Genomic DNA, 25745 nt, shown 5'->3' with positions numbered 1-25745 from the left:
TTGCGATTAGGTGCGCGCGATTTAATGCCATCAAATTGACTCTGCCCACGCACCGCCTCTATTTGAAATTTGAGCCTATACGAATTTACGAGCGTGCCGATCTTGGGTTCGAGGGGCTGATTAGCCACACGTTATTAGTGGCTCTGCGCAGGCCAGAAAATAGTTGCCGCATTGAACGGCGCCCTTAGTGTTGGTCACTTTCAGGACACAGTCGCCTGGCTTGGGCGCAACTGTTAACAGGGATTTCACTAATAGCTTTCACGCGTTAGATTTTGCCTGAATCGGATTCCTTATGTTTTCATGAGTACACTTCAAAAGACGTTCGCTTGGGTTTCTTTACGATTGGCACGGTATTGGCGCTTCAAATCCATTTCGCCGTTGCTCAAAGTTGGGCTCAAAAACTCGCCAATGTTGGCTTGTATTGCCCCTTCCTGTCCATCTGCGGCAGACTTTTGTCTTGAGTTGCAAATGCGCACCATAATCGTCTTAGGCACATGATTGTCGATGCGTGTAGTACGTCTTCCGGGTGACACAAAAATAGTTACGAACCCATCGGCACAGAGATCGAAGCAGACTGACCCTTACTGCCGGGAGCTTGACGGATGACGGATTGGCTTGGTTGAAAAAAGTGCGCATCTATTGGGGATTGCCACGGGAAGGCTTCGCCAATCATAATGTGCGATAAATGATCATGCGGATGCCTCACGCAACGGCAACAATTGTTTTTGGCGATCAGAACCCCTTCCAAGTTGCATACATCAGGCATTTGCAGCACGCCGTTTCTGCGAGCCCGTGACCTAGCTCGTGCCAACCGAATGCACCCTGCTAGCCGCATGCCATCGCTTTTGAAGTTTCGGAGACGCACCATCATCGCGACACCATACGCTTCATTGCGATCTGTCCAACTGTGCCACGTGGAAAAAGACCGCAGCATACACCGCGTCTTTTGAGATACGCCCATTTGCCATTCTGATAGTGGGCGGCCCTCCAGATCGGGAAAGCGACATGCCACAGCCGACTTTATCAGCCCATCCAGTACTGCGGTTGGTTCGGATACCAGCAGCCCATTACGAACGACAATGTCATGGTCATAAAGACCAAACATCGCCATCCTGTTGAAGTCCGGGTCCAGCCCCGCAAACAGTTTCATTAAGGATCGCCCCTGTTCATGACCGGGATTGACTGTTGCGGGTACTGCGGCTGCGACGGTTCCATCTGATGGGCCGCATCACATCATGGGCTGTCCGGCGGCGGGCGTTTTCAATCCTGCAAAGTGGCGCTCCTGTCTTCGCTCCAAATATCGAGCAGCGCATCTGCGATGTCATTTTTTGAACTTGCATAAAGCGCGATTTCAAGGCTTTCCGAGCCATAGGTCTTTGACAGAGAAACAAGCTCGCCGCTTTCGATTTCCTTGTTGGCCATGCTCACAGGTAACCAGCCGATGCCCAGCCCCTTCAGAACCATTTCCTTTATACCGCTGGAAAAAGCGGATTCGCAAAAAGGGTTTGCTGTGAACGCGCGCGCGCCAAACTGTCGCTGCTTGTCCCGAAGGATTTCACCAAAGTAGCTGGTCTCAGGGTATACGATGGCCGGGGTGTCTTCTGGCACGCGCTCGTCCTTTGAGACGCTATATCGCAACGATCCCCCGGCGACCGGAACCAAACGATCCTTTCCCCAGATCCCTCGCCGAATGATGGAATCAAAAGGCAAGGGGGATGCCCCAAGCCCCTCATAGCAAAGCAATATTTCCGCATCCCCGCGAAGAAAAAGCGTAGCGCTTTCTCGCTGATTTCCGGCGCGAAGTCTGAATTTGAGCGAGGGAAGCCTTTTATGTGCCAGTGCGGCCATGCTTGGAAAGGAGGAAAATATCGGGGCATGCTGGGCGGCGATTGTGATGGTGGCACTGGATTGATCCGCATTGGCTATTTTGCTTTTCAATTCGCGCAGTCGCGCCATCAAAGCGCGTATTTCAGTCTCATTTTCAATCAGAGCGGGGCTGATTTCGATACTGTTTTTGCCACGTTCCAGAATGCCCGTCTCCAACCAGTTTTCAAAAGCGCGGATGCGCCTTGAGAAAGCGGGTTGCGTAATATTGCGGCGGGCTGCCGCGCGGGTCAGGTTGCGCTCTTCCAACAGGAGCAGAACGTCATCAAGCCATTGCATATCCATATGAGGGTCCTTCTGCCTGCCCATACTTTAAGTTTGGGCAGGCAGAAGAGAAAGCATTTTCCATAATTTTGTGAATCGGTCAGTCTTTGGGAAACACTAATAAGGACCTTCGCAAAATGACCATGATTGTCGATGAGGCTGCTGAAATATCGGTGAGTCTGTGCAAACAGCTGTCAGTTATGCTTTCACAGTTTCCGCGGGTTCGTTTTGGTCACTTGCCAACGCCGCTTGAACCGATGGACCGCCTGAGCGAGCACCTTGGCGGACCGAGACTATGGGTGAAGCGCGATGACTGTACCGGGCTTTCATCCGGCGGCAATAAAACCCGCAAGTTGGAATACCTCATGGCTGACGCGCAGGCCAAGGGTGCGGACGTGATCATCACACAAGGTGCAACACAATCAAACCATGCCCGTCAAACCGCAGCGGCTTCGGTGAAACTGGGCATGGATTGCCACATTCTGCTTGAAGACCGAACGGGGTCAAATGATCAAAGTTATACATTCAACGGTAATGTGCTTCTGGATCAGTTGCATGGGGCGAGCATCTCCAAGCGCGCCGGTGGTACAGACATGAACGCGGAAATGGCATCGCTTGCTGAGACGCTGCGCGAAAAAGGGAAAACGCCTTATGTCATCCCCGGTGGGGGATCCAATGAAGTTGGCGCATTGGGCTATGTAAACTGCGCGCGCGAATTGACGGAACAGGCCGCAGACATGGGTCTTGAAATCGACGCGCTTGTCCATGCGACCGGAAGTTCAGGCACGCAGGCGGGTCTGGTCGCGGGGCTGTCAGCGATTCGCAGTTCCGTTCATCTGCTTGGCATCGGAGTGCGTGCGCCCAAAGAGAAACAAGAGCAAATGGTGTTTGATCTGGCGCAGCGCACAGCAACCCATTTTGACCAAAACGTGGTCATCGAACGTTCAGATGTCCGGGCAAATTGCGACTATGTTGGCGGGGGCTACGGTGTCCCGACCGAAGGAATGGTGAACGCCGTCAAACTCTTGGCCCGCACTGAAGGGCTTTTGTTTGATCCGGTCTATTCAGGCAAAGGTCTCGATGGGCTGATGGATCAGATTAAAAAGGGTTACTTTGACGGCATGAACGATGTGGTCTTCCTGCATACGGGCGGCAGCGTCGCCTTGTTTGGATATCCCGAAGCATTCGATTTGCCGGGCTATCGTTAATTTTACGCAACTTACAAATTCCAATCAGCAAGGAGAAACTCAATGTCAATAATGACCAAAATCGCGGCTGCATCACTGGTGCTGGGGATGTCGGCACCTATTGCGCTGGCCGATGGGCACGGCGGCACGCTGGCCAAAATCGCCGAAAGCGGCGAAATTGTGATCGGGCACCGTGAAAGCTCCGTCCCCTTTTCCTATCTGGACGAAAATCAAAACCCGGTTGGCTATTCGATCGACCTTTGCATGAAGATCGTTGACGCGGTTGCTGCCGAAGTTGGCAAGGAACTGACGATCAAATACGTACCAGTGAACCCAAAAACACGCATCGCGTTGATGGCCAATGGCACCATTGATCTGGAGTGTGGGTCCACGACCAACAACCTGACACGTCAACAACAGGTTGAATATTTGCCGGTAACTTTCGTGACGGGCACAAAACTGATGGTGCGCAAGGATAGCGGCATTTCGTCGGTGTCGGATCTTGATGGGAAGGCCGTTGCGCTGGCGCAAGGCACCACCAACGAGCGCGCCGTTTTGGCAGCCGTCGACAAACTTGGGTTGGACGTCAAGGTTCTGCCCGTGCGCGATCATGCAGAAGGTATGCTGTCTCTGGAAACCGACCGGGTGGATGTCTATGCGACCGATCACATTCTGCTGCATGGTCTGATTTCAAAGTCGAAATCACCTGATGATTTCGTCGTGGTCGGCGATTTCCTGTCTTTTGACCCATATGCCTTGATGGTGCGTCGTGATGACAGTGCATTTGAACTGGTAGGCAAGAAAGCGATAGCAGAAGTCTTCCGCTCCGGTGAAATCAACGCGATTTATTCCAAATGGTTTGACCCATTGGGCGTGCCAGCGGATCCACTGCTGCAGGCCGCGTTCCTTTTGGGTGCTCTGCCTGAATAATTTGCTGACCTAATCCCGGGCGACATCTGATGTGGCCCGGGAGTGCAAAGCTGACATGCGGGGCTGGGGCGAATGAACTATAACTGGAACTGGTCAGTACTCTTTGAGGAACAATATCTTAGCTGGTTGATCAGTGGTTTTGGCTGGACGATATCTGTGGCCCTTTGCGCCTGGTGTATCGCGATTGTTCTGGGGGCCCTGGTTGGTGTCGGCAAGACCGTTCCCAACAAAGTAGTCCGCGCAATCTGTGCCACCTACGTCGAAATTTTCCGCAACGTGCCACTCCTTGTGCAGATGTTCATCTGGTATTTTGCTGTCCCGGAAATGCTGCCGCAGGAGTGGGGGCGCTGGATGAAGCGCGACATGCCCAACCCTGAATTTGTCACCGCCGTCGTTGCGCTTGGGCTCTATACTGCGTCACGTATTGCCGAGCAGGTACGAGCTGGTATTGAAACGGTGCCGCCGGGGTTGACGGCCGCCGCAACCGCCCACGGTTTGAGTGTCGGGCAAACGTATCGCTACGTGTTGCTGCCGATCTCTTTCCGGATGATCGTACCGCCTCTGACGTCTGAATTTCTGACCGTCTTCAAAAACTCTTCACTGGCACTGACCATTGGGTTGCTGGAATTGACGGCGCAAAGTCAGCAGATCGCAGAGTATACTTTCCAAGGCTTTGAAGCCTTCACCGCGGCGACTGTCATTTACGTTTCCATCGCGTTGGTTGCGACGCTGCTGATGCAAATTCTGGAAAAATACACCCGCATTCCGGGTTACGTCGGAAAGGAGGGCTGAGGCATGGCAGATTTTGACTTTGGGATCATCTGGACGTCGCTGCCCTTCCTCTGGCAGGGTTTGCAACTCAGTCTCTGGCTGACGTTCCTGTCGATCATCGGCGGGATTTTCCTCGGGACCCTTCTGGCGCTTGCACGCCTGTCGGGGATCAAACCGCTGGCCATTGTTGCGGCGACTTACGTAAATCTCATCCGTTCCGTACCGTTGATATTGGTGATCTTCTGGTTCTTCTTTCTGGTCCCGCTTGCTATTGGTCGCCCGATTGGCAGTTTTTATTCTGCCTTGATCGCCTTCGTACTTTTTGAGGCGGCATATTACTCGGAAATCATGCGCGCAGGCATTCAAAGCGTTAAGCGCGGGCAGGTCCATGCAGGCCAGTCTACGGGCCTGAATTACTGGCAAATTCAACGCTACGTGGTTTTGCCGCAAGCCTTTCGCAATATGATCCCAATCCTAGTGACCCAAGGCATCATTCTGTTTCAGGATACATCGCTGGTCTTTGTGGTCAGCCTGCGCGACTTCATGACAGCGTCATCAATCGTTGCGCGCACAGAAGGGCGGCTGGTGGAAATGTATCTCTTTGCTGCTGTCGTTTACTTCATCATTTGCTTCTCCGGTTCGATGCTGGTGAGAAGCCTCAAATCCCGGATGGCCACATGATTAAAATGAGCGACGTTTCCAAGTGGTATGGTGACTTTCAGGTGCTGAGCAACTGCAACACGCAGGTCACCAAGGGCGAAGTAGTGGTGGTCTGTGGCCCCTCCGGTTCCGGCAAATCGACGCTCATCAAGTGTGTGAACGGGCTCGAACCCGTCCAGGAGGGCACGATCACGGTCGATGAAAATGAGGTGACGGCAAAGGGTGCGAATCTGACCAATTTGCGGTCGCGCATTGGGATGGTTTTCCAGCATTTTGAACTTTACCCGCATATGACCGTTTTGGAAAATCTGTGCCTTGCTCAGGAAAAAGTACTCAAACGCGGGCGCGATGAGGCTGTTTCGCGGTCTGAAAAATTGCTCGACCGGGTTGGTATGGGCGAACATTCACATAAGTACCCGAGTCAATTGTCTGGCGGTCAGCAGCAGCGGATCGCGATTGCGCGGTCATTGGCGATGGACCCGATTGCGATGCTGTTTGACGAACCAACATCCGCACTCGATCCGGAAATGATCAAAGAAGTGTTAGATGTGATGGTCGAACTTGCGCAAGAAGGCATGACCATGATGGTTGTCACCCACGAAATGGGTTTCGCGCGAAAAGTCGCGGATCGCGTGATTTTCATGGATGAGGGTGCCATAATCGAAGACCGTCCCACGACGGATTTCTTTGATAATCCGGAAAGCGATCGCGCAAAGGACTTCCTGTCGAAGATATTAAACCACTAGGCGGCAAAAGAGGTCGATTAGCCCGCATCAGTCTCTGAGTATGTTTTCGACGTTATGTCCCAGGACTCAACGCTTTGCGACTGGAATCATGCAAAGCGCGCCCCGACTTTATCAGAACCTTTTGCGGCGTGCCTTCCGGCAAAATCCGGGTGCAGACAGTTCCATTCACATTGGTTTCAACACTCGTTTCTTGTCCATTTGGCTTTCTTTGCCAAACCGGATTCAAAATTGGCGGTCGGTGTCTACCAGCAACCAGACGTCCAATTTTCAAACCTCTTCGGTTTTGCGCGCCTTCTTTTCGTCGGCAGGCCGTCTTTGCGCGCAAAAGTACAAAACTGTGACGCTGGCTCGTGGTTTCAAAAAACGGGTGCCGATTGTTTAAAGACTGTGCAACTTCAGTTAACAATCATTGTATTTGAGTAAGTTGGGTGCTTTTTTCGAGCCAGTGTCAGCGAATATTTGAATGCTGTCTTGCACTTAACATAGTAACGGATCCTAATCAGGCATGCAAAAGACCAAAGAAAATTCATTCAGCGCACGGCTCAAGGCACTTACGCGCCAGATTTACCCGCATATGGATGCAGAAATGCTGTCGAACGCGATGATTGATGCGTTCTGGCCTGATGGCGCCAAGCGACGTAAACGCGGCCGCTTGCCGAGCAACAATCTGTGGACTGAGCAGGATGCACTACTGATCACTTACGGCAATTCGATTTTGGATGGGACGCACAAGCCGCTCGACCTGCTTCACGATTTTTTGCTGCGGCGCATGAAGGGTGTGGTGAACGGCGTGCATATCCTGCCGTTCTTTCCTTTCACCTCTGATGATGGGTTTGCGGTATCCGATTTTCGTGCGGTCAATCCGCAGCTTGGCGATTGGCCTGACATCAACCGGATCAGCGGTGATTTCCACCTGATGTCTGATCTGGTGCTGAACCATGTCTCAAGTCAGGGCACGTGGTTCAACAGCTACCGGCAGGCACAAACGCCCTATGACAAGTTCTTTTTTGAAGCCTCTCCCGATGATGATCTCAGCGATGTTGTCCGACCCCGAACAACACCTTTGTTGCGCGAAGTCGAGACCATCAATGGGCCGCGCCATGTCTGGTGTACCTTCAGTCACGATCAGATTGATCTGGATTTTCGCAATCCGGAAGTCTTGCTGGAGTTCCTGCGCATCATCCGCCTGCATGTGGATAATGGCGTGCAGATCATTCGCCTGGATGCCGTTGCGTTTCTTTGGAAAGAAGTTGGGACATCTTCGATCCATCTGCCCCAGACCCACGCCGTTGTGCAACTGATGCGGCTTTTGTGCGACTATGCCGCTGAAACGATTATCTTGTTGACCGAAACCAATGTGCCCAAGGCGGAAAACCTGAGCTATTTTGGCAAGCGCAATGAAGCCCACGCCATTTATAATTTCCCGCTGCCGCCGTTGATCCTGCATGCTGTGATGTCAGGGTCGTCTCACTACCTTCGGCGTTGGCAAAGCGGTATGCCGCCCGCGCAAATGGGCTGCGCATATCTGAATTTCACCGCAAGCCATGATGGGATTGGGATGCGTCCGGTCGAAGGGATTTTGCCGCCCGAAGAACAGGCCAAAATGATTGACACCATCAAGAACATCGGCGGCCTTGTGTCCATGCGCGCATTGCCCGGCGGCGGGGAGGCCCCCTACGAGATCAACACTACCTTTTATGAAGCGACGGGTCAGACCTTTGCCGGCAAGGACGCGCACCACTTTGACCGTTTCATCTGCTCACAGACCATTGTGATGTCGCTCGAAGGCATTCCAGCCTTTTACATTCACTCAATGTTGGCTACGCCAAATGATCACGAACAGGTCGAATATCGCGGGATGAACCGGGCCATCAACAGGCATCGCTGGGATTATCCCACGCTGAACGCGCTACTGGATGATCCGGAAACGCAACACGCCCGGGTTCTGGCGGCGTTGTCCGAGCGCCTGCGCATCAGGGCCAAGCAACCCGCGTTTCACCCGAATGCCACGCAATTCACCATGCCGCTCAGTGATGGTATTTTTGGCGTCTGGCGTCAGAGTCTCGATCGCCATCAGTCTATTTTTGCGCTGCACAACGTCAGCGATCAAGCAGTCGACGTGTCGCATATGTCGATGAATTTGATTGACGATGAAACATGGGTCGACGTGTTGAGCGGGGACGCAATCGATATGACACGGGATGCAATTACGCTTGCGCCTTATCAATGCCGATGGATTACCAATCGGGCTTGAGCTTTACTGATACTCCGCTTCATCTGCTTTGGCAGCTGCCGTCATATCGGCAAGAAATGTTGGATCCGCTGCATGCACGCGGTTCCATGTCGGGATAAACGGTGTCTCATGCGGGTTATCCAGAAAGATCTGACCGGCCCGCATTATGTTTTCGGCAAAGAGTTCGATTGAATGCTCTTCGGTGTGGCGGTCAATGCTCAACCCGTTCATCTTGGCATCGGTATAATAAGCTTCCAGCAGATCAAGGGCGCAGCGATAATAAGTGGCTTTCAGCGTGCGAAAGACATTTGGCGTAAAGACAGTGCCGTCCGCTGCTAGTTTGCGAAAAACTGCTTTGCATATGTCAGTCGACATCCGGTTCAGCCCGGCATCGGACTCATCCGCGCTCAGGTCCTGATGCTTGTGGTCATAGGCATCCGAAATTTCGACCTGACACACCGCTTTTGGGGCAAGATTGCGCCAGGCTTCTGACAACACACCAATCTCGAGACCCCAATCAGACGGGATGCGCAGGTCGGGCAAAATGGCTGTGCGCATGGCAAATTCGCCCGAAAGGGGATAGCGAAAACTGCGCAAAAAGTCGATGTAATCCCGGCTGCCCAACACGCGATTGAGCGCAATCAGCAGCGGGCTCACCAAGAGCCGCGTCACCCGGCCATTCAAATTGCCACCACCGATACGAGGATAGTACCCTTTGGCGACCTGATAGGGGAAATTCGGATTCGCCATTGGATAGACCAGACGGGCGAGCATTTCTTTGTCATAGGTCAGGATATCGCAATCGTGGATCGCCATGACGGCACTGTCCGCGCAGCCGATCAGATACCCCAGCGACGCCCAGACGTTCTTGCCTTTTCCCTGTTCGATGGGTCCCAATCCCATGGCCTCAAGCCGTGCACCAAGAGCCAGCATGCGCGGGCTGTCGTTCCAGATGACAATATGGTTCTGATCGAGCCCCTGGAAAAATCGCTTTGCATGGCGAAACTGCGCCGCATCCGCTGCATCCAGCCCGACAATGATCCTGTGGAGATAGGTTACTTTCGAAAGTTCCGACAGAATATGGGGCATGGCTTCGCCCTCAAGCTCTGAATAGAGGCACGGCAAAATCAACGAGATTTTCCGCGTCCCGGCAAAGGCCACCAACTCATCTTCCAGTTCTTCCACAGACCGGATTCGCAGGTTGTGTAATGTTGTGATGTTTCCGTTCTGATGAAAGTCAGCCATGCATGCCCGTCCTATCTCAATTCAAGTCGGTCCAGTAAATCAAGTATCGCTACATTCCATCCCGCAGGACCAGCAACAGTTGTGCGCACGATGTGACCTTCCGCTTCCCGTTTCAAGGGCGCAAGGGGCGGATGATGCGGATTGGCAATCACCACAGCAAAATCCGCGTGCTCCAACATCGCAACATCGTTTGGTGCGTCGCCAAGGGCAATTGTGTGTCGCGGTTGGTAAGTCTCAATAATGCGGCGCATCTGGTCAACTTTGTTACGACCGAACGAAAGGGTCAAAAAGCGTCCGCCTTGTTGGGCTGAGATGCCATGAGTTCCCAACTGCGCCAGAAACTCTTCTTGTTCGGACTGGGTGCCAGTCCACTGACCCGGTTCTGAAAAACCCCTCTGTTGCGCCAGAGCGGCATCCTGCAGGGTCAAACCAGTCATCTGCGCGACTTCTGCGGCTGATACATCGCCAAACCCTCGAAACAAGCGACGCAGGTTTGGCGGCACATCCTCCAAGGCAGATCGCAGGGATTCGTATCCAGTCGAGTCTTGCAGCATTGTGACGTGTGGCTCTAGCACCCCAGCGCCGTTTTCAACAATCGCTGGCCAGTTTTCTGCTCGCATCTTGGCGCGCAGAGGACCCATTTCAGCAGCGGTTTTGCTGCTCGCCAGCACGAGACCAGATGAAGTGCCTTGAAGCGCATTCAACGCTGGTTGAGCCGCGTCCCACCGATAGGTTTCGTGATCGATCAGCGTTCCATCCAGATCCGTGAAGACAATCAGATTGCAATTAGCCGACATGGGACCAACTATGTCCGAGGCGCGAATGGATCACAAGGCACCTGTGCCTCGGACCGCCGCCACTATGATTTTATTTGCTTTTTAATTGAGCCGTTCGACGCATGTCGGCTGGCGGCGCTTGCCGAGGGTTTCCGTCGGCCATTGCCTGTGTTTGCTGCTCGTATCCGGTAGGTCGCCCAAAAGTCGAAATCCCTCGCCCGTGTGCGATCTGAAAAAATGCCCCTATGTCGCCTGGATACTGGTGTTTTTCCCTATGAGGTGACCCTATTAAATCGATTTTGCCTTTCTGTCGTGACAGGCACGGTGAAACGGCGAGGCTGTTCCACGTAAGCTATCGAATTATTTTTCTTTAGGAGATGTTTACATCCGTTTTGTTGTGAAGCGTTAACCAGTCAGTAACCAAAGCGTTTGTTTAGCGCGCCGTGCCGGGTACAGTTTGTGTTGAAGGGGACATGGTGATGAAAAAATTTAACGACGCAAAAGAACTGGTGGCCGGATTGTCGGACCAGCTCTCCGAAGAGCGGCTCGCAGAGGTGCGCAGTGTTACGGGTATTGGTCACTTGCCGCCAGGATCTTTAACGGAATTGGTCGCGGATGAAGCTTTCAGCGTGGAAGACATCGTAACCATGCTTCTGTCCGGGTGGATTTTGCAGCAGGAAGAAATTAGGCTGAGCGCAGAGAAAGTCTCGCAACTGGAAGATCAGGCGCGGCAACAGAGCCTCGCATTTGACGAAATTGCGGATCAGGCGACCCGTCTGCGCGTCCTGTTGAGTTCTGTTCTGCCTGACAGAGCTCCCGTCTCCTCAGTGGAATTATTGAAACAAATCGCTGCGAGCGCGGGACATAGGAAAGCCGAAGATTTTTAGGCCTCACCCCGCTGACTCAAACCGCCCGGAAGGCTTGGTTGTGGTCCAGCATCAGCGAAATAGGATAGCACCTGATTGACCCGGGACGCTCAGGAAAGAACAAACGGGATTGAGCTCCGAGTGCGGACCCTCATGAGCGCGGCGCCATCAAAGAATGTGCATCCCATTGAACCGTCAGGGCGCCCCATGTGACCGCCTCCAGCCCCGGCTAGTGCCCCCGAATTCGCGGTTCGTGGACGTAGTTTTCCATTCAAGGATACCATTTAAACAGCCGTTATTGCGACGCCACGGTCGGCGTGTACGGTATCTAAGTCCAGGCGCTTACGCGAGATTCAAACAGCAATGGTTTCAGTTTAAACGGCTCAGGCGCCGTGGATCAGAGTGCAAAATCTGCCAGGCCATGAAAGATGTACCCTTGGGATTTCCAAAGAAGCAGTGCTCAATGGAGCGTCACACCTCGTTGCCAGACCCAGCTAGTGTTTTTAATTGTAGTTGAGGTTTCTGATGGGTCACCTGATTGGTGATTTGTGATGCGATCTGAGTTCGATAAAGTAGAATATGACATCTGAAACTGTCGCAACCCGCGTGTGCTCAATCAGAACGTCGGATTTCAGTATTTCACGCGTCGAGGAGCCAACCATGCAAAGATCCGATTTGAGCCTGAAGTGGTTGGAGGTGTTCCGGGAAACAGCCCATCTGGGATCCGTTCAAGCCGTGGCCAATGAAACAGGTCTGTCCATCAGTACTGTGTCCCATCACCTACGCAGCCTCGAGGATCAGTTGGGTGTGTCATTGCTCAATCACAAAAAGCGCCCGATGACGTTGACGCCTTCGGGACTTGTTTTTTTGAAAAATGTGGATCAGGCGCTCAAGCTGATCGGGAAAGCGCGCGCCGAAGTGACGCTGGGCAGCATGGCGGATGCGCAGAACCTGCGCCTTGGGCTGATCGAGGATTTTGACAGTGACATTGGCCCCTCATTGGCTGTTTTTCTTGCCGCCGGTATGCCGAGGTGTGACTTTGCCCATCACACAAGAGACAGCCGCGATATTCTTGCAATGCTGCGTCTGAAGAAGCTGGATATTGGTGTTGCCAATCTGCCAAATGACGGTCTCGGCGACCTGATTGATTTTCCGATGATCCGTGATCCCTTTGTGCTGGCGCTGCCCGCACATACCAGCACTGATCCCGAAGACTTTCTGGCTGGCAAAAGCGATTTGCCTTTGCTGCGCTATGTTAAAACACAACAAATCAGTCAACAGGTCGATACCCAGTTGCGGCGACTGAAATTGGACTTGCCAAGCCGCTTTGAAATTGAAAGCAACCAAACGATGATGGCGATGATCGCCTCAGGCGCGGGCTGGTCTGTGACGACGCCGACGTGCTATTTCCGAGCGCGCCGGTTCCATGGCCAAGTCACCTTACATCCGCTGCCGATCAAGAGCTTTGCGCGCTATATTTCGCTGCTTGCTACGCCGGAATGCCCGGGGCAGGTCACTGCCATGATAAACGCCACGATGCGCGATCTGGTAGAAAAGCGCCTCCTGGACCCGGCATATGAAGCAATGCCATGGCTGAAGGAAAGCTTTCATCTTCTTGCGGTTGACCATTAAACTGGAGGCGCAAAGTAGTTTCAGGTTAGCGACCAAACGCAGGATCCTGAACTGGCGAAAAGCTTCTCGGCGTGAAGTCGGGCGGTAGCGGCGACCATCGATGGCGATTGAATGTTTTGCCGTAGCAAACAAACTGCTTGTAAGAGCGGTTTCGCCAAAGGTGGCTCCAGATCGAATTTCTGCGTCCTCAAAAAAGACGCCACACCCAGTTTTGACCACATTTAGATCCGCGCATGCCTGTACCGCAGGCTCAGATCGTGAAGGACTTTGTGCCCGCGCTTACAAACGATTAAAAATTCAAAAGTTAGTTTAGAAAAAATCGCAATCAGGATTGTCTGGTTGACCTTCCCTGTCGATTTGGCGCCATTGAGGCATATAATTTGAAGCGGGCAAACAATATGAAATCGCGCACTAAAGTTGTTGTCATCGGCGGGGGCATTGCTGGCTGTTCAACACTCTATCACCTTACACAAGAGGGCTGGAGCGATGTGGTCCTGGTGGAGCGAAACGAGTTGACGTCGGGAACGACCTGGCATTCGGCGGCGCAGGTGACAAACTTTGGGATGAACCAGACGATGGTTGGGCTCAAGTCGCATTCCATCAATCTATACAAAGAATTACGCGATGATCCGGATTATCCGGTGAGTTATCGGCATGGCGATGGTGGCATTCGATTGGCGAATACGGACGCGCAAATGGATGGGTACCGGCATTTTGCTTCCATGGCGCGAGGCATGGATGTTGAATTCGAGGTGATCGACGCCGCCGAATGTGCCCGCCGCCACCCTTTGATCAGCACCGACAATCTGATCGGTGGGCTTTGGGATGGCAATGATGGGGATATTGATCCTGCCTCTCTGTGTCAGGCGCTCGCGCGGCGGGCACGACAAGCCGGGGCAGAAATCTATCGCAACACGCCCGTCACCGGACTGACGCAGCATCTAGATGACACGTGGACCGTGCAAACCGAACACGGTGACATTGACTGTGATATTGTGGTGAACGCCTGCGGCTACCGGGTGAATGAGGTTGGCGCGATGATGGGTGTCCAGCACCCGGTTGTCTCCATGGAACACCAGTATTTTGTGACTGAAGACATCCCTGCAATCGTGGATGCAGGTCACCGCATGCCTTTGTTGCGGTGTCCCATAAGTGATTACTATTGTCGCCAGGAAAAGAACGGGTTGCTTATCGGGTTCTACGAGCAGGACTGCAAGACGTGGGGCATGGAATGCATTGACCCGCATTTTGTCAACGCACTCTGCCCGGATGATCTGGACCGGATTACCGATGTGTTGGAGGGCGCGTTTGAGCGGATGCCGGCGCTCACCGAAGTCGGGATCAAGAATATCGTCAACGGCCCGATCACCTACACCATTGACGGCGCCCCTTTGGTGGGCCCGATCCCCGGCAAGCGCAACGCGTTTTGCATCATCGGACTGCGCGCAGGGCTGGGTGAGGGCGGGGGGCATGGCTGGCTGTTGGCGCAACAAATCGTCCATGGCGAGGCGTGTTACGACACATGGATCATTGATCCACGTCGCTTCACCGGACACGCGACTGTCGAGCTCACGGCGCTCAAAGCGATCGAGGACTACCAAAACGAGTTCCGTTTTCATTTCCCCCACGAACACCGCCCAGCCGGTCGGGGTGCTAAAACTACAGCGCTGACGCCAGTTGTTGAGGCCGCCGGGGCGGAATTTACCGTTGTGAACGGATGGGAGCGAGTGGATTACATCAAGCCCTCGCCTGATTTCCATCCGACCCTAGGCTTCCATTTTGACGAAACATTTGACGTCATAGGTACCGAGGTCCGAAATGTTCAGGAAAACGTTGGCTTATGCGAAGTCAACGGTTTCAACCGATTTGAGATTACAGGATCGGGTGCTCACGATTTTCTGGATCGGATGTTTTGCGGCACCGTGACGAGAAAGCCTGGTCGGGTTGGTCTTGGATACCTGCTGAACGCAAACGGTATGCTAAAAAGCGAAGCGACCATCGCCAATATCCCAGCCTCAGATCGCGGGCCAGACCGGATCTGGTATGGCTCTGCTGCAGCTTCAGAATACCACGATATGGATTGGCTACGCGCGCATATCACTGAGGGCGAAGACGTCGAGATCAAAAGCCTTACCAACGCGCAGACCATTCTTGTCTTGGCAGGTCCCAAAGCCCGCGATGTCCTCGCGGCATGTGCGCGCGGTGATTGGTCCCGTGACGCGTTTCCCTGGCTCTCTGTGCGCGAATGCTCAATCGGCTTTGTCCCTGCCACGGTAATGGGCGTCAGTTTTTCAGGCGAGTTGGCTTACGAAATCCACATTCCCAATTCGGCGCTATATGCGGCCTACACCGCCCTACGCCGGGCCGGAAAGGCGCATGGGTTGGAATTGTTCGGTGCACGCGCGGTGGAGTCGATGCGCATGGAAAAAGGGTTTTTACACTGGAAAGCCGACATTCTGACGGAATTTGATCCTTATGAGACCGGCCTGGACAGGTTCGTCAAAATGTCCAAACCTGCGTTTGTCGGAAAATCGGCGCTGGAGGCACGTCTGCAAGACGGACCGTCCCGGGCGCTGGTCACGTTGCGTATTGATTGCGATCACGCTCCGGCGCATGGCGGAGCCTCCGTGATGCATGAGGGTGGCGTTGTGGGCACTGTCACGTCCGGTGATTGGGGGCACCGTGTGAGTATGAACCTTGCCTATGCGTTTGTTCGGCCTGAATGGGCCAGTTTGGGCACTGAACTATCCATTGATATGATGGGCGTTCTCCAGCAAGCCGAGGTGATTACAAGCGGCCCATATGATCCGGAATACCAACGCATCCGGTCTTGAATTTCCCCCGGAAAATCCAGTTTGACGACGTCGCACGGTGCGGCTATTGCGCCCCCTCGGTTGGCATTCGTGGGTGTCGCTGCGTCTTGATCAGAGATTTGTTACCCGCTGATCAAACGCGGCAAAGTAAGTGATATGGCAGGGACAAAAGTGATCAGCATAAGGGCGATGAAAATCGCAATATAGAACGGCCAGATTGTGCGAACCGCTTTTTCCATGGGTAATTTTCCGACTGCGCAGCCCACAAAAAGACACGAACCTACAGGGGGCGTGCAGAGGCCAAGGCCCAGATTGACCAGAAGGATCATGCCGAATTGCAAGGGATCAATTCCAAGACTGTTGGCCACGGGCAGGAAGATGGGCGTACAAATCAGAATAAGCGCAGCCATGTCCATGATCATGCCCAAGATCAAAAGAACCAGATTGATCATCAACAGGATCAGAATGGGATTGTCGGTGAGCCCGGTCAGCAGATCGACTGTTTTTGCCGGGACCCGGTAAAACGTCAGCATATAGGCAAACGCGCCGGCACAGGCGATCAGGATCATGACCATTGCCGTTGTCTTGACGGCCTGAGACACGGCAAGGCTGAATTTTTCCCAAGTGATTGAGCGGTACACAAGTAGTGTCACGATGAAGGCGTAAATCGCGCCGAATGCGCCGGACTCGGTGACCGTAAACACGCCTGAGAGTACGCCACCAACAATGATGACTGCTGTGAGAAGCCCGGGAATTGCGCCAAAGAATGCCATGACGAGAGCGGTCCATCCGGGGAACTGTTCGGCTTGATAGCCCCGTTTGACGGCGACAAGATAGGCCGCCAGAGCAAGGCAAAAACACATCAGAATGCCGGGTACGACACCTGCCAGAAAGAGTTTGGAGATAGAAATTCCGCCGCCGGCCGCGATGGCAAAGATGATCATATTGTGGCTGGGCGGAATGATGATGCCCGCGATTGAAGACGTCACGGTGACATTGACGGCATAATCAGCGTCGTATCCTTTTTCCTTCATGACGGGTACCAGGATCGAGCCAAGTGCGGAAATATCGGCAATGGCTGAGCCAGAGATGCCGCCAAAAAGCATGGAAGAGAAGACGTTGACGATGCCCAAACCGCCGCGCACAGCTCCCACTGCGGCAGAGGCAAATCGCACCAGCCGCATGGCAATGCCGCCGTGAAACATCAGCTCGCCCGCAAAGATGAAAAACGGGATCGCCATAAGGGCAAATACATTGATGCCGCTCACGATCCGCTGAAAGCCGATCATCAGTGGCAGGCCTTCGAACCAGAATGCTGCGATAGCAGAAATACCAAGGGCGAAAGCGACCGGTGCGCCGATGGCGACGCACAGCGCGAAAATTCCCAGAAGGACAAAAACTCCCATACCGGGCTCCTATTCTATGCTGTCGCGACGATAATCCACGCCCAGCAAGAGGCGGATCAGATGACCGATGGAAAAGAGTAAAATGAGACCCCCGCCGATGGTCAGTGGAAGCGAACGTAGCCCTTCCGGCAATTGGATCAGCGGGATCAGCGATCCCCATTTGAAAAGCGTCAATTGCGCTCCGTACCAGAGCATCAGCCCGCCAAAGACCGCCATGATAACGTCAGTGGCAATCACAAATAGCTGCCGAACACGCGTCGGAACAGCAGTGCGCAAGACATTGACGGAAAGATGGGTATGCTCATGAACGCCGACCGCGGCGCCGAGAAAAGCGATCAACATGACCAGCAACAGGGCCACTTGCTCGACCCATGTTGGGGTCGCATTCAGGACATAGCGGCCAAATACGAGCCACCCAAAGATCACCGTTAGAACAACAAGCGCGACACCGGTTATGATGCGGCATGCAAAGGCCACCATGTCCAGGATGGCAGTCATGCGCCGTATGGCTGGGGGAAGAGGCGTGAGATCGCTCATCGGGATACTCCGGAAAAAAAACGTCCGGCTCCAGACGCTGGGAGCCGGACGCTAGAAACCTATAATCGGTTCGGCGTTATTCGGTTGCCTGAATAAGCTCTACCAATTGACGCAGATCGGGGTTGGTTTCGAAATAGGCCTCATAAACAGGTGCCATTGCCGCCTGGAACGGGGCTTTGTCTGCCACTTCATTAACGACAACACCGGCTGCCTCAACGGCTTTGCGGCTGGCGGCTTCGCGCTCGGCCCAAAGCTCGCGCTGTATCAGTGCTGACTCCTGTGCCGCTTCCAGAACAGCCGTCTTCATTTCGTCTGACAATGCGTTGAATGTGCCTGCGTTGATGCAAATGCACTCAGGAATGATCAGGTGCTGGGACAGTGAATAATACCCTGCAACTTCAAAGTGGCCGGTAGATTCATATGATGGCCAGTTGTTTTCTGCGCCATCAACAACGCCTGTCTTCAGGGCTTGATAAACCTCCGCAAATGCCATTGGGGATGGGTTGCCACCCAGTTCCGAGATCATTCCTGTGAACAGGTCGTTGTTCATGACCCGGACTTTCATGCCGCCAACATCCGCAGGCGTATTGATGGCTTTTTCCCCGTTGTAAAAGGAGCGTGCGCCGGCATCATACCATGCCAGCGGCTGCAAACCCTTTTCAGCCATGCCCGCCGCGATTGCCGCGCCGCCGTCGCTGTCAAGAACACGGAACATATGGGGGACGTCTTTGAAGACAAATGGCAAGGAAACAACGTTGGCCGCAGGAGCGATTGGCCCGATGGGTCCCAGATTGAAGTTCCCAACTTCCAGACCACCCAGGCGCACCTGCTCGATTGCGTCAGGCTGGCTGCCCAACGTGCCGCCGTGGAACATTTGCAACGAAATTTCGCCACCGGTTTTTTCCGCCAGAAGCTCAGCAAATTTGTCCATCGCGACAGTATTTGGATAACCGTCGACGTGAATATTCCAGCCGCGCCAGTTTTCCGCAAATGCCGCCGTTCCCAATACAGTCACGGCGACCGCCCCGACCAGCGATTTAGTTAGAGTGTTGAACATGATGTCCTCCCTTTGAGTATTAAACTTCTTCTAGAACCCGAAATCGTTTTGTTAGAACCACGCAGTTTTTCCTTACTGCTGTGACTTGCGAAATCGTGGCGTATTTTTTCCTCATATTCGAAAGAAGACTAGTATACTAGATTTGTCAACTCTCAAATTATCTATGAAAACCATCGCGCGTTTCATTCATTTTTCCGCACGGGTTCAACCGCATGAGTTGCCCGCGATCTATGCATTATGCTGTTCCCCGCACGGGGCGGTTATTTTCGATATTGAAGATCATCCCATCCAGCAATTCATCAAGATCGGGGCGCGCGGCAGGCCCATTTGAGATGTCAGCCAGCATGAGCGTCCCGTCCGGACGGAGTCCAAAGGCTCCGGGTTCAGCGAACCGGCCCGTCGTTTCCTGATCAGAAAGCGGATCAGATACATAGAGGCCCAAAGATCGCATCTGCGATTCCGTCAAGCTGTGGCACAGATCAAAATTCCAGCCAAATTCATCCTTGTCCGCGATTGCTTTGTCGCGTGTGTCGGCCGAAACCACGACGACATCCATGGCTTCTGTCCAAGCTGCCAGTGCGTCATTCAACTTGTTCAAAAAGCGTTTGCACCGAGGACAATGTCGTCCCCGATATACAAAAAGCATGGTCCAACGTTGTTTGGGTTGTCCGATCGATACCGATCCGCCTTGGGTGGTCTCCAGGATCATTTTGCCGATCTGATCACCGACATGGGGTTTTGACGTGTTCACTTAGCGTCCTTTTTCTATTTTGAAGCGCCATCCCGTTGCGTTTTGTAAGAACACGCACGGGCATGGAGTAAATTTGGATCGGCAGGTAATGCCCGGCTGTTGGGCCGGTTGCCGGCAAAAGGGCAGTTGCGAAGGAAATGCATGTCATTTGCTCCGCGGGTCAGCAGGTTCGAAATAGCCTGCATTGGTTTGCGAAATCTGCTCAATCGTGTCATCCAGCCGCGACAAGTGCCACATGCCGCACGTGACCGCTTTGTCAGCGTCATGGGTTTTTATGGCTTCGGCAATATTTCGGTGATCTGCCAGCAATTCGGGCACACGATCCCATTTCGACAGGCTCAGAGTGCATAGACGATCAACCTTGGACTTTTCGGCAGAAATGACATCAAAGGCAAAATCTACCTTGGCAATTGTGCACAGGGTCTTGTGGAACGCATAGTCCAATTTGCCAAATGCATCCACGTCGCGATCGTGTATCGCTTGTTCCTGTGCCGCAAGGGCTGCGTCAAGTTGTGCCGCGCCGGTTGCGTCGCAATGCAGCGCTGCGCGTCCGAGAACTTCCTTTTCAATAGCGGCGCGCACAAAACGGGACTTGATGATCTCGCGGGCTGAGAAGCGTTTCACTTCGGTTGCGCGTTGCGGGCGGATCAGCAAAAGATCGAGCGTGGCAAGGCGGCTGAACGCATCGCGCACCGGTTGGCGTGACACATTGAATTGTGCCGCGACCTCGGCCTCCGAAATTTTGTCGCCGGGCCGCAGTCGCAAGGACAGGATCTCCGCATGAAGGTGTTCGAAAATATCATCAACACTCGTGCGTCGCCCGGTGAATTGTGTGGCTTGTGACATTCCATCCCTTCCTTGTTATGCAAACCTCAGCCTTTTGAGCGAAAATGCGACGGACTTCACCATACCTGGCTTCACATTGGCATAAGCGCGGCAGGATCCAGTTCTCACTGGTATACCAGTTTAATAACTAGTATACCAGAGCGAGATGAAATGAAAAGGAACACCTTATGAAACTTGCAGGGCAAACCGCGATAGTTACCGGCGGGGGGCGAGACATTGGGCAGGCCGCGGCGCTGAAACTGGCAGCAGAAGGCGCGAACGTAACGATCAACTACTATTCAAGCAGCACAGGCGCGGATGCAGCGGTCGCGCAAATTACCGCCGAGGGTGGTCGGGCCTTTGCAATGAAGGGTGATCTTACAAAACTGGAAGATGTCGAAGCACTTGTCGCGAAAACCGTCGCGGAGTTTGGCGGCATCGACATCCTGGTGAACAATGCGGGCGGCTTGATTGCGCGCAAAACCATTTCTGACATGTCACTTACGCATTGGAATGCAGTGATGGAACTCAACCTGACCAGCATGTTTCTGATGACCAAGGCATGCCTGGCGCATATGGAACGTGGAACCATCGTGAACCTCGCCAGCCAGGCGGGTCGTGATGGCGGTGGGCCGGGAGCGGTTGCTTATGCCACGTCAAAGGGTGCCGTGATGACGATGACGCGCGCGCTGGCCAAGGAAGTCGGTCCCAATATTCGCGTGAACGCGTTGTGTCCGGGGATGATCGATACGGATTTCCACAACATCCACACACCTGATGCAGGTCGCCGCGGGTTTGAGGCAGCGGCGCCGGTCAAGCGGCAAGGGACTACCGATGACACTGCCAATCTGATTCTGTTTCTCGCAAGTGCAGATTCGGCATTCATCACAGGCGCAAATGTCGACATTAATGGTGGTATGCTTTTCTCCTGATCGACCAGGCGGGACAGGCACAATGGATGGCCGATGTTTCTGACCGACAGCAGATGACCAGACAAGGCTTGGCAGGTCATCTGCCATTGAAAAGCACCAATGGGTTGAAAATATCCGTGCAAATCGAGTTTGGGTGCGGTTTGTTCGCTCCGTGCCTTTGTGCCGCTTGGCCCGACAGGAATTTCGGGGCCATCCTGTATCCTCAGTCGCGTTGAACTTGCGTTTGGGGCAGGTTGGCGTGGGCCGAACGGATGGATTCGCGGCCGTCCTTACAGATCAATCGACCGACCAGTCTGCGCGGAAATCTGTGCGGCCATGCCCATTTCCACGGCCCATAGACCATCGCTAAAAGACACATCCGGCTGGCTGCGTTGCCCGCGTATCAGTTCGAGAAACCGTTGATGCTGATAAAATGTGGATCCATTGTGGTCACCCGCTTCCAACAGGTTCGGATCGACCGGAACCTTGCGCGTCTGCGGTTTTTTCGGGAACCGGGGGCTGACCTCCAGAACAGGTGTTGGTGCGGGCCCCAGATCGTCAGGCCAGAAGCGGGTCGGTCCGGGTACGAATGCTTCGATTTTTCCCTGCGGGCCGAGGGCGGAAATGGTCTCCTGATACCGCGCGCCTTCGGCAAACATGCACAACTCCAGCATGGCGCGCTTGCCGCCTTCAAAATCGACAATCACATAACCATTGTCGATGATATCGGGCACGGCGCCATCGTAATTCTCATCAAGGTGGTTCACCGATTGCGCCGCACTGGCCATGACCCGGATCGGTTTCGTACCCATGACCAGACGCATCAGATCAAAAAAATGACAGCATTTCTCGACAAAGGTGCCGCCGGTCTGATGATTGAACCGGTTCCAGTTGCCCACCTTGTGAAGAAACGGAAAGCGATGTTCACGGATGCTTAGCATTCTGACCCCGCCCGTTACCTCCTCCACTTCGTTCAGCAAAGCGGCAATGGGCGGCATATAGCGATACTCCATCGCAACCCAGATCGGCGCCGGATAGGCTGCTGAGACCTTTTTCAACCTTGGGATGTCCGCAGGATCAGTCAGCAATGGCTTTTCTACCAACAAGGGCAGGGGGCGCTTTTCGGCGATTTCCACGACCTGCTCCGCGTGACAATGGTTGGGGCTGCCAATGACGAGACACTCCAGCGTATCCTCCTCCAGCAGCTCTGCCAATGAGCTCACAAATCGCGCCTTGGGTGCCAGTGAATGGGCAATCCGGCGCATGTCCTCGTTTGGCTCAAATATCGCGCTAACAGAGGTGTCGGGCAAAAGCGCGATATTTTTCAAGTGTTCTTGACCCATCATGCCGCAGCCGATCATGCCATACCGAGTGATCTTACTCATGTCCGTTGTCCTTATTTCAACCGCTGCACGTAGACGGCTTTGGCGGTATCAAACCATGTGCGAGAGAATTCAATTGCGGTGGGGTGATCCGACCAACTGTAGCGTTCGATGTATCCGCAAGTGGCACCACCCTGACCAAAGCTTTCGGGAGTCCAGGAGGGCAGCGACCCGATGCTGACGCGGTCTTCTGCCCGCGTGATCCAGAAATGCAGCTGTTGGAGATAGGTTTGATATAGAGAATCAGAGAGGCGATTGACACTCAATTCCCCCACGCTGGCATCGAGCCAGATTTCTTCAACCGCAATTGCTACATCATTGAGATAACGGCGGCGGCGGATGCGCGTGGCGCGTGGGCTTGTGCCAAAAGCGGGCAAGTCTTTCGGTTTTTGAATCACATCCAGCGTGAGAACCTGAGCTGTCGGCAAACCGCCTCCCGAGAGCAATTCGAGGCGAAACATCGGATATGCGCCAGCGGCTTCAACGGATTTCTGAATATAGTTGCCCGAGCCTTGAACCCGGCGCAACAATCCCTTTTTTTCCAGCACGGCAAGGGCTTTGCGCAGGGTGCCAATAGAGGTGCCAAGTGATGCGGCCATGTCGCGTTCCGGCGGCAGACGTTCCCCATCCAGCAAACGCCCCGCATCAATGTCGCGCGCCAGCAACTCGCTGAGCTGGACATATTTTGGCGGCGTGTTGGCGTTTTGAGATGGTGTGACCATGAAGCGGGTAAACGTGATTTGAAAATTGATACACCATTGATCTACCAGTTTGTGAGTGCTATTCAAGGGGCAATTCATATCAAGGCGTGCAAAGGGAAATCTATGACGATCGTGCCGGTAACCTCAGCAGATTTAGATGCGGCGGAAGTGTCCTGGTTTTCGGCTCTGTGCTCTGATGACTATCAATTCTTGGGTGTGCCGGATGGTGATCTGCGCTCTTCCTGGAAGCATTGTTCGGATATCGTGAAAACCGCTGAGGCGCAGGGGTTTCGCAATATTCTGTGCCCATCGTCCTATCAGGTGGGGCAGGACACGTTGAGTTTTGTGGCGGGCTGCGCGCCGATCACTGATAAAATCAACCTGCTGGCCGCCGTGCGCTGTGGGGAGATGCAGCCCATCATGTTGGCGCGCACGATTGCCACCCTTGATCACATGCTGGAGGGCCGTTTGACGGTCAATATCATCAGCTCTGATTTCCCGGGCGAAAAAGCAGAAAGTAATTTTCGCTATCAACGGTCCCGCGAGGTTGTGGAAATCCTCAAACAGGCCTGGACGCGCGATGAGATCGATCATCAAGGCGAAGTTTACCAATTCGAAAAGGTCACAACGGACCCGGTACGCCCCTATCAAACAGGCGGGCCACTGTTGTATTTCGGGGGGTATTCTCCGGCAGCGTTGGATCTTTGCGCTGAACATTGTGACGTTTATCTGATGTGGCCAGAGCCCAAAGATCAGATCGCCGGACGGATGCAGGCGGTACACACACGGGCGGCTGAAAAAGGGCGCACGCTGGATTACGGCCTGCGCGTGCATATGATTGTGCGCGATACCGAAGCCGAGGCGAAAGAATACGCCGATTACATCGTCTCTAAATTAGATGACGACTATGGCCGCAAAATTCGCGAACGGGCTTTGGATTCGACCTCGCTTGGTGTGTCGCATCAGTCGAAAAACCGCGATATTGCGGATGAGTTTGGCTATGTTGAGCCTCATTTGTGGACGGGCGTCGGGCGCGCGCGGTCTGGATGTGGCGCGGCCTTGGTCGGGTCCGCCGATCAGGTTCTTTCCGAGATCGAAGCTTACCGGAAAATGGGCATCCGGGCGTTCATTTTCTCCGGGTATCCGCACATTGAAGAAGCCGAGCATTTTGGACGTTTGGTGATGCCGCACCTAAAAACCTGCTCCTTGCCAGAAGCCTATGGGCGCGTGCCAAACGCTGCGCCAAAAACCCCACTTGCCGCCGGAGAACGCCGCTGATGGAACGCATTGCCCTTTCCGACACCCTGCAATTCAGCCGCATTATCTATGGCATGTGGCGTCTGGCCGATGACACAAACACCGCGCCCGATCACGTGCGTGCCAAGATTGATGCTTGTCTTGCGCAGGGCATTACCACGATGGATCAGGCAGATATCTATGGGGGCTATGCCGCCGAAGAGGTGTTGGGTGCGTGTTTGAAACAAAGCCCCGGTTTGCGCGATCAGCTTGAAATCGTGACAAAATGTGACATCGTTGCGCCCATCGGCAAATACAGCGACCGGCGGGTCAAATACTATGACACGTCAGCGGCGCATATTCAGGCCTCGGTCGAGGCGTCGTTGACCTATATGGGCATTGAGCAGATTGATCTGTTGCTGATCCACCGCCCTGATCCGATGATGGATGCCGAAGAAACCGGTGGCGCATTGGATGCCTTGATCCAAAGCGGCAAAGTACGCGCTGTCGGAGTGTCCAATTTCCGACCATGGGATTGGGATTTATTGCAATCCGCGATGAACAACCGTTTGGTGACAAACCAGATTGAAATGTCGCTGGCCGCGCGGGACAGTTACACCAATGGCGATCTGGCGCATCTGCAACAGCATAAGATCAAACCCATGGCGTGGTCGCCCCTCGGCGGTGGGTCCTTGATGACGGAAACAAATCCTCTGAGCGCCAAGATGGACGAAATTGGTGCCGCGCAAGGCGTTGATCGTGCCGCAGTTGCTGTTGCCTGGTTATTGGCGCACCCCGCTGGAATTATGCCCGTGATGGGGACAAATACGCTGTCACGCATCGCCACATTCAGCGATGCTTTCAAGGTCGAAATGGATCGCCAAACCTGGTTTGAACTTTTTGAAGCCGCAAACGGACAGGAGGTCGCGTGA

23 protein-coding genes are annotated in these 25745 nt (G+C 53.8%); 12 read left to right on the top strand and 11 right to left on the bottom strand.

Annotated elements, in window-relative coordinates; genetic code table 11:
* Window positions 1–541 precede the first annotated feature (541 nt).
* Both R8G34_04345 and R8G34_04340 read right to left on the bottom strand, forming a co-directional pair.
* On the bottom strand, window positions 542–1150 hold the full coding sequence (locus R8G34_04345; GenBank protein MDW3222105.1) for a hypothetical protein: 609 nt from the start codon (window positions 1148–1150) through the stop codon (window positions 542–544).
* A gap of 110 nt (window positions 1151–1260) precedes the next feature.
* The gene (locus tag R8G34_04340; GenBank protein MDW3222104.1) at window positions 1261–2169 is read right to left on the bottom strand and encodes a LysR substrate-binding domain-containing protein; all 909 of its coding nucleotides are present in this window, start codon (window positions 2167–2169) and stop codon (window positions 1261–1263) included.
* A 122-nt stretch (window positions 2170–2291) separates the two neighbouring features.
* Here R8G34_04340 and R8G34_04335 point away from each other — a divergent pair, with 122 nt between their 5' ends.
* The 6 genes from R8G34_04335 (at window position 2292) to R8G34_04310 (ending at window position 8696) form a co-directional block, all read left to right on the top strand.
* The gene (locus R8G34_04335) at window positions 2292–3356 is read left to right on the top strand and encodes a D-cysteine desulfhydrase (GenBank protein MDW3222103.1); all 1065 of its coding nucleotides are present in this window, start codon (window positions 2292–2294) and stop codon (window positions 3354–3356) included.
* A 42-nt stretch (window positions 3357–3398) separates the two neighbouring features.
* On the top strand, window positions 3399–4265 hold the full coding sequence (locus R8G34_04330) for an amino acid ABC transporter substrate-binding protein (GenBank protein ID MDW3222102.1): 867 nt from the start codon (window positions 3399–3401) through the stop codon (window positions 4263–4265).
* A 72-nt stretch (window positions 4266–4337) separates the two neighbouring features.
* Window positions 4338–5057, top strand: coding sequence for an amino acid ABC transporter permease (locus tag R8G34_04325; protein MDW3222101.1), 720 nt, complete (start codon window positions 4338–4340; stop codon window positions 5055–5057).
* A 3-nt stretch (window positions 5058–5060) separates the two neighbouring features.
* Window positions 5061–5717, top strand: coding sequence for an amino acid ABC transporter permease (locus R8G34_04320; protein MDW3222100.1), 657 nt, complete (start codon window positions 5061–5063; stop codon window positions 5715–5717).
* Window positions 5714–6442 (top strand): amino acid ABC transporter ATP-binding protein, encoded by a 729-nt coding sequence (locus R8G34_04315; protein MDW3222099.1) that lies wholly within the window; start codon window positions 5714–5716, stop codon window positions 6440–6442. Before R8G34_04320 ends, R8G34_04315 begins: the two co-directional genes overlap by 4 nt.
* Before the next feature lie 505 nt (window positions 6443–6947).
* Window positions 6948–8696: an alpha-amylase family glycosyl hydrolase gene (locus R8G34_04310; protein MDW3222098.1), complete on the top strand. Its 1749-nt coding sequence runs from the start codon at window positions 6948–6950 to the stop codon at window positions 8694–8696.
* Window positions 8697–8699: 3 nt separating this feature from the next.
* On the opposite strand, the gene R8G34_04305 is transcribed toward R8G34_04310, so the two are convergent.
* On the bottom strand, window positions 8700–9920 hold the full coding sequence (locus R8G34_04305) for a glycosyl transferase (protein ID MDW3222097.1): 1221 nt from the start codon (window positions 9918–9920) through the stop codon (window positions 8700–8702).
* An 11-nt stretch (window positions 9921–9931) separates the two neighbouring features.
* Window positions 9932–10717 (bottom strand): HAD-IIB family hydrolase, encoded by a 786-nt coding sequence (locus tag R8G34_04300; protein ID MDW3222096.1) that lies wholly within the window; start codon window positions 10715–10717, stop codon window positions 9932–9934.
* Between the two features lie 458 nt (window positions 10718–11175).
* Here R8G34_04300 and R8G34_04295 point away from each other — a divergent pair, with 458 nt between their 5' ends.
* From R8G34_04295 to R8G34_04285, 3 genes are all read left to right on the top strand, one after another.
* Window positions 11176–11583, top strand: coding sequence for a hypothetical protein (locus tag R8G34_04295; protein MDW3222095.1), 408 nt, complete (start codon window positions 11176–11178; stop codon window positions 11581–11583).
* A 639-nt stretch (window positions 11584–12222) separates the two neighbouring features.
* On the top strand, window positions 12223–13194 hold the full coding sequence (locus R8G34_04290; protein MDW3222094.1) for a LysR family transcriptional regulator: 972 nt from the start codon (window positions 12223–12225) through the stop codon (window positions 13192–13194).
* A gap of 398 nt (window positions 13195–13592) precedes the next feature.
* On the top strand, window positions 13593–16028 hold the full coding sequence (locus R8G34_04285; protein MDW3222093.1) for an FAD-dependent oxidoreductase: 2436 nt from the start codon (window positions 13593–13595) through the stop codon (window positions 16026–16028).
* 101 nt (window positions 16029–16129) lie between these two features.
* Here the strand turns inward: R8G34_04285 and R8G34_04280 are convergent, their stop codons facing one another.
* The 5 genes from R8G34_04280 to R8G34_04260 form a co-directional block, all read right to left on the bottom strand.
* Complete coding sequence (locus R8G34_04280) at window positions 16130–17413, bottom strand: TRAP transporter large permease (GenBank protein MDW3222092.1); 1284 nt, start codon at window positions 17411–17413, stop codon at window positions 16130–16132.
* Window positions 17414–17422: 9 nt separating this feature from the next.
* A complete protein-coding gene (locus tag R8G34_04275) occupies window positions 17423–17950 on the bottom strand; it encodes a TRAP transporter small permease (protein MDW3222091.1) in 528 nt (175 codons plus the stop codon).
* A 76-nt stretch (window positions 17951–18026) separates the two neighbouring features.
* Window positions 18027–19007, bottom strand: a complete 981-nt coding sequence (locus R8G34_04270; protein MDW3222090.1) for a TRAP transporter substrate-binding protein — start codon at window positions 19005–19007, stop codon at window positions 18027–18029.
* Window positions 19008–19242: 235 nt separating this feature from the next.
* Window positions 19243–19758 (bottom strand): redoxin domain-containing protein, encoded by a 516-nt coding sequence (locus tag R8G34_04265; protein MDW3222089.1) that lies wholly within the window; start codon window positions 19756–19758, stop codon window positions 19243–19245.
* A gap of 144 nt (window positions 19759–19902) precedes the next feature.
* Window positions 19903–20604: a GntR family transcriptional regulator gene (locus R8G34_04260; protein ID MDW3222088.1), complete on the bottom strand. Its 702-nt coding sequence runs from the start codon at window positions 20602–20604 to the stop codon at window positions 19903–19905.
* 167 nt (window positions 20605–20771) lie between these two features.
* Between R8G34_04260 and R8G34_04255 the strand changes: the two genes are divergently transcribed.
* Complete coding sequence (locus R8G34_04255) at window positions 20772–21515, top strand: glucose 1-dehydrogenase (GenBank protein ID MDW3222087.1); 744 nt, start codon at window positions 20772–20774, stop codon at window positions 21513–21515.
* A gap of 269 nt (window positions 21516–21784) precedes the next feature.
* Here R8G34_04255 and R8G34_04250 read toward each other — a convergent pair whose 3' ends face one another.
* Together R8G34_04250 and R8G34_04245 are read right to left on the bottom strand one after the other, a co-directional pair.
* Window positions 21785–22879, bottom strand: a complete 1095-nt coding sequence (locus R8G34_04250) for a Gfo/Idh/MocA family oxidoreductase (protein MDW3222086.1) — start codon at window positions 22877–22879, stop codon at window positions 21785–21787.
* 11 nt (window positions 22880–22890) lie between these two features.
* A complete protein-coding gene (locus R8G34_04245) occupies window positions 22891–23598 on the bottom strand; it encodes a GntR family transcriptional regulator (protein MDW3222085.1) in 708 nt (235 codons plus the stop codon).
* Between the two features lie 102 nt (window positions 23599–23700).
* Between R8G34_04245 and R8G34_04240 the strand changes: the two genes are divergently transcribed.
* Both R8G34_04240 and R8G34_04235 read left to right on the top strand, forming a co-directional pair.
* Window positions 23701–24855, top strand: coding sequence for an LLM class flavin-dependent oxidoreductase (locus tag R8G34_04240; GenBank protein ID MDW3222084.1), 1155 nt, complete (start codon window positions 23701–23703; stop codon window positions 24853–24855).
* Entirely contained in the window at window positions 24855–25745 is an 891-nt protein-coding gene (locus R8G34_04235) for an aldo/keto reductase (protein MDW3222083.1), read from the top strand. The genes R8G34_04240 and R8G34_04235 overlap by 1 nt, the downstream gene beginning before the upstream one ends.

This window comes from Paracoccaceae bacterium, from assembly GCA_033344815.1.
In the GTDB taxonomy this organism is placed as follows: Bacteria; Pseudomonadota; Alphaproteobacteria; order Rhodobacterales; family Rhodobacteraceae; genus Roseobacter.
Note: the sequence above shows the minus strand (reverse complement) of the source record. Positions and strands in the feature narration are given on the sequence as shown.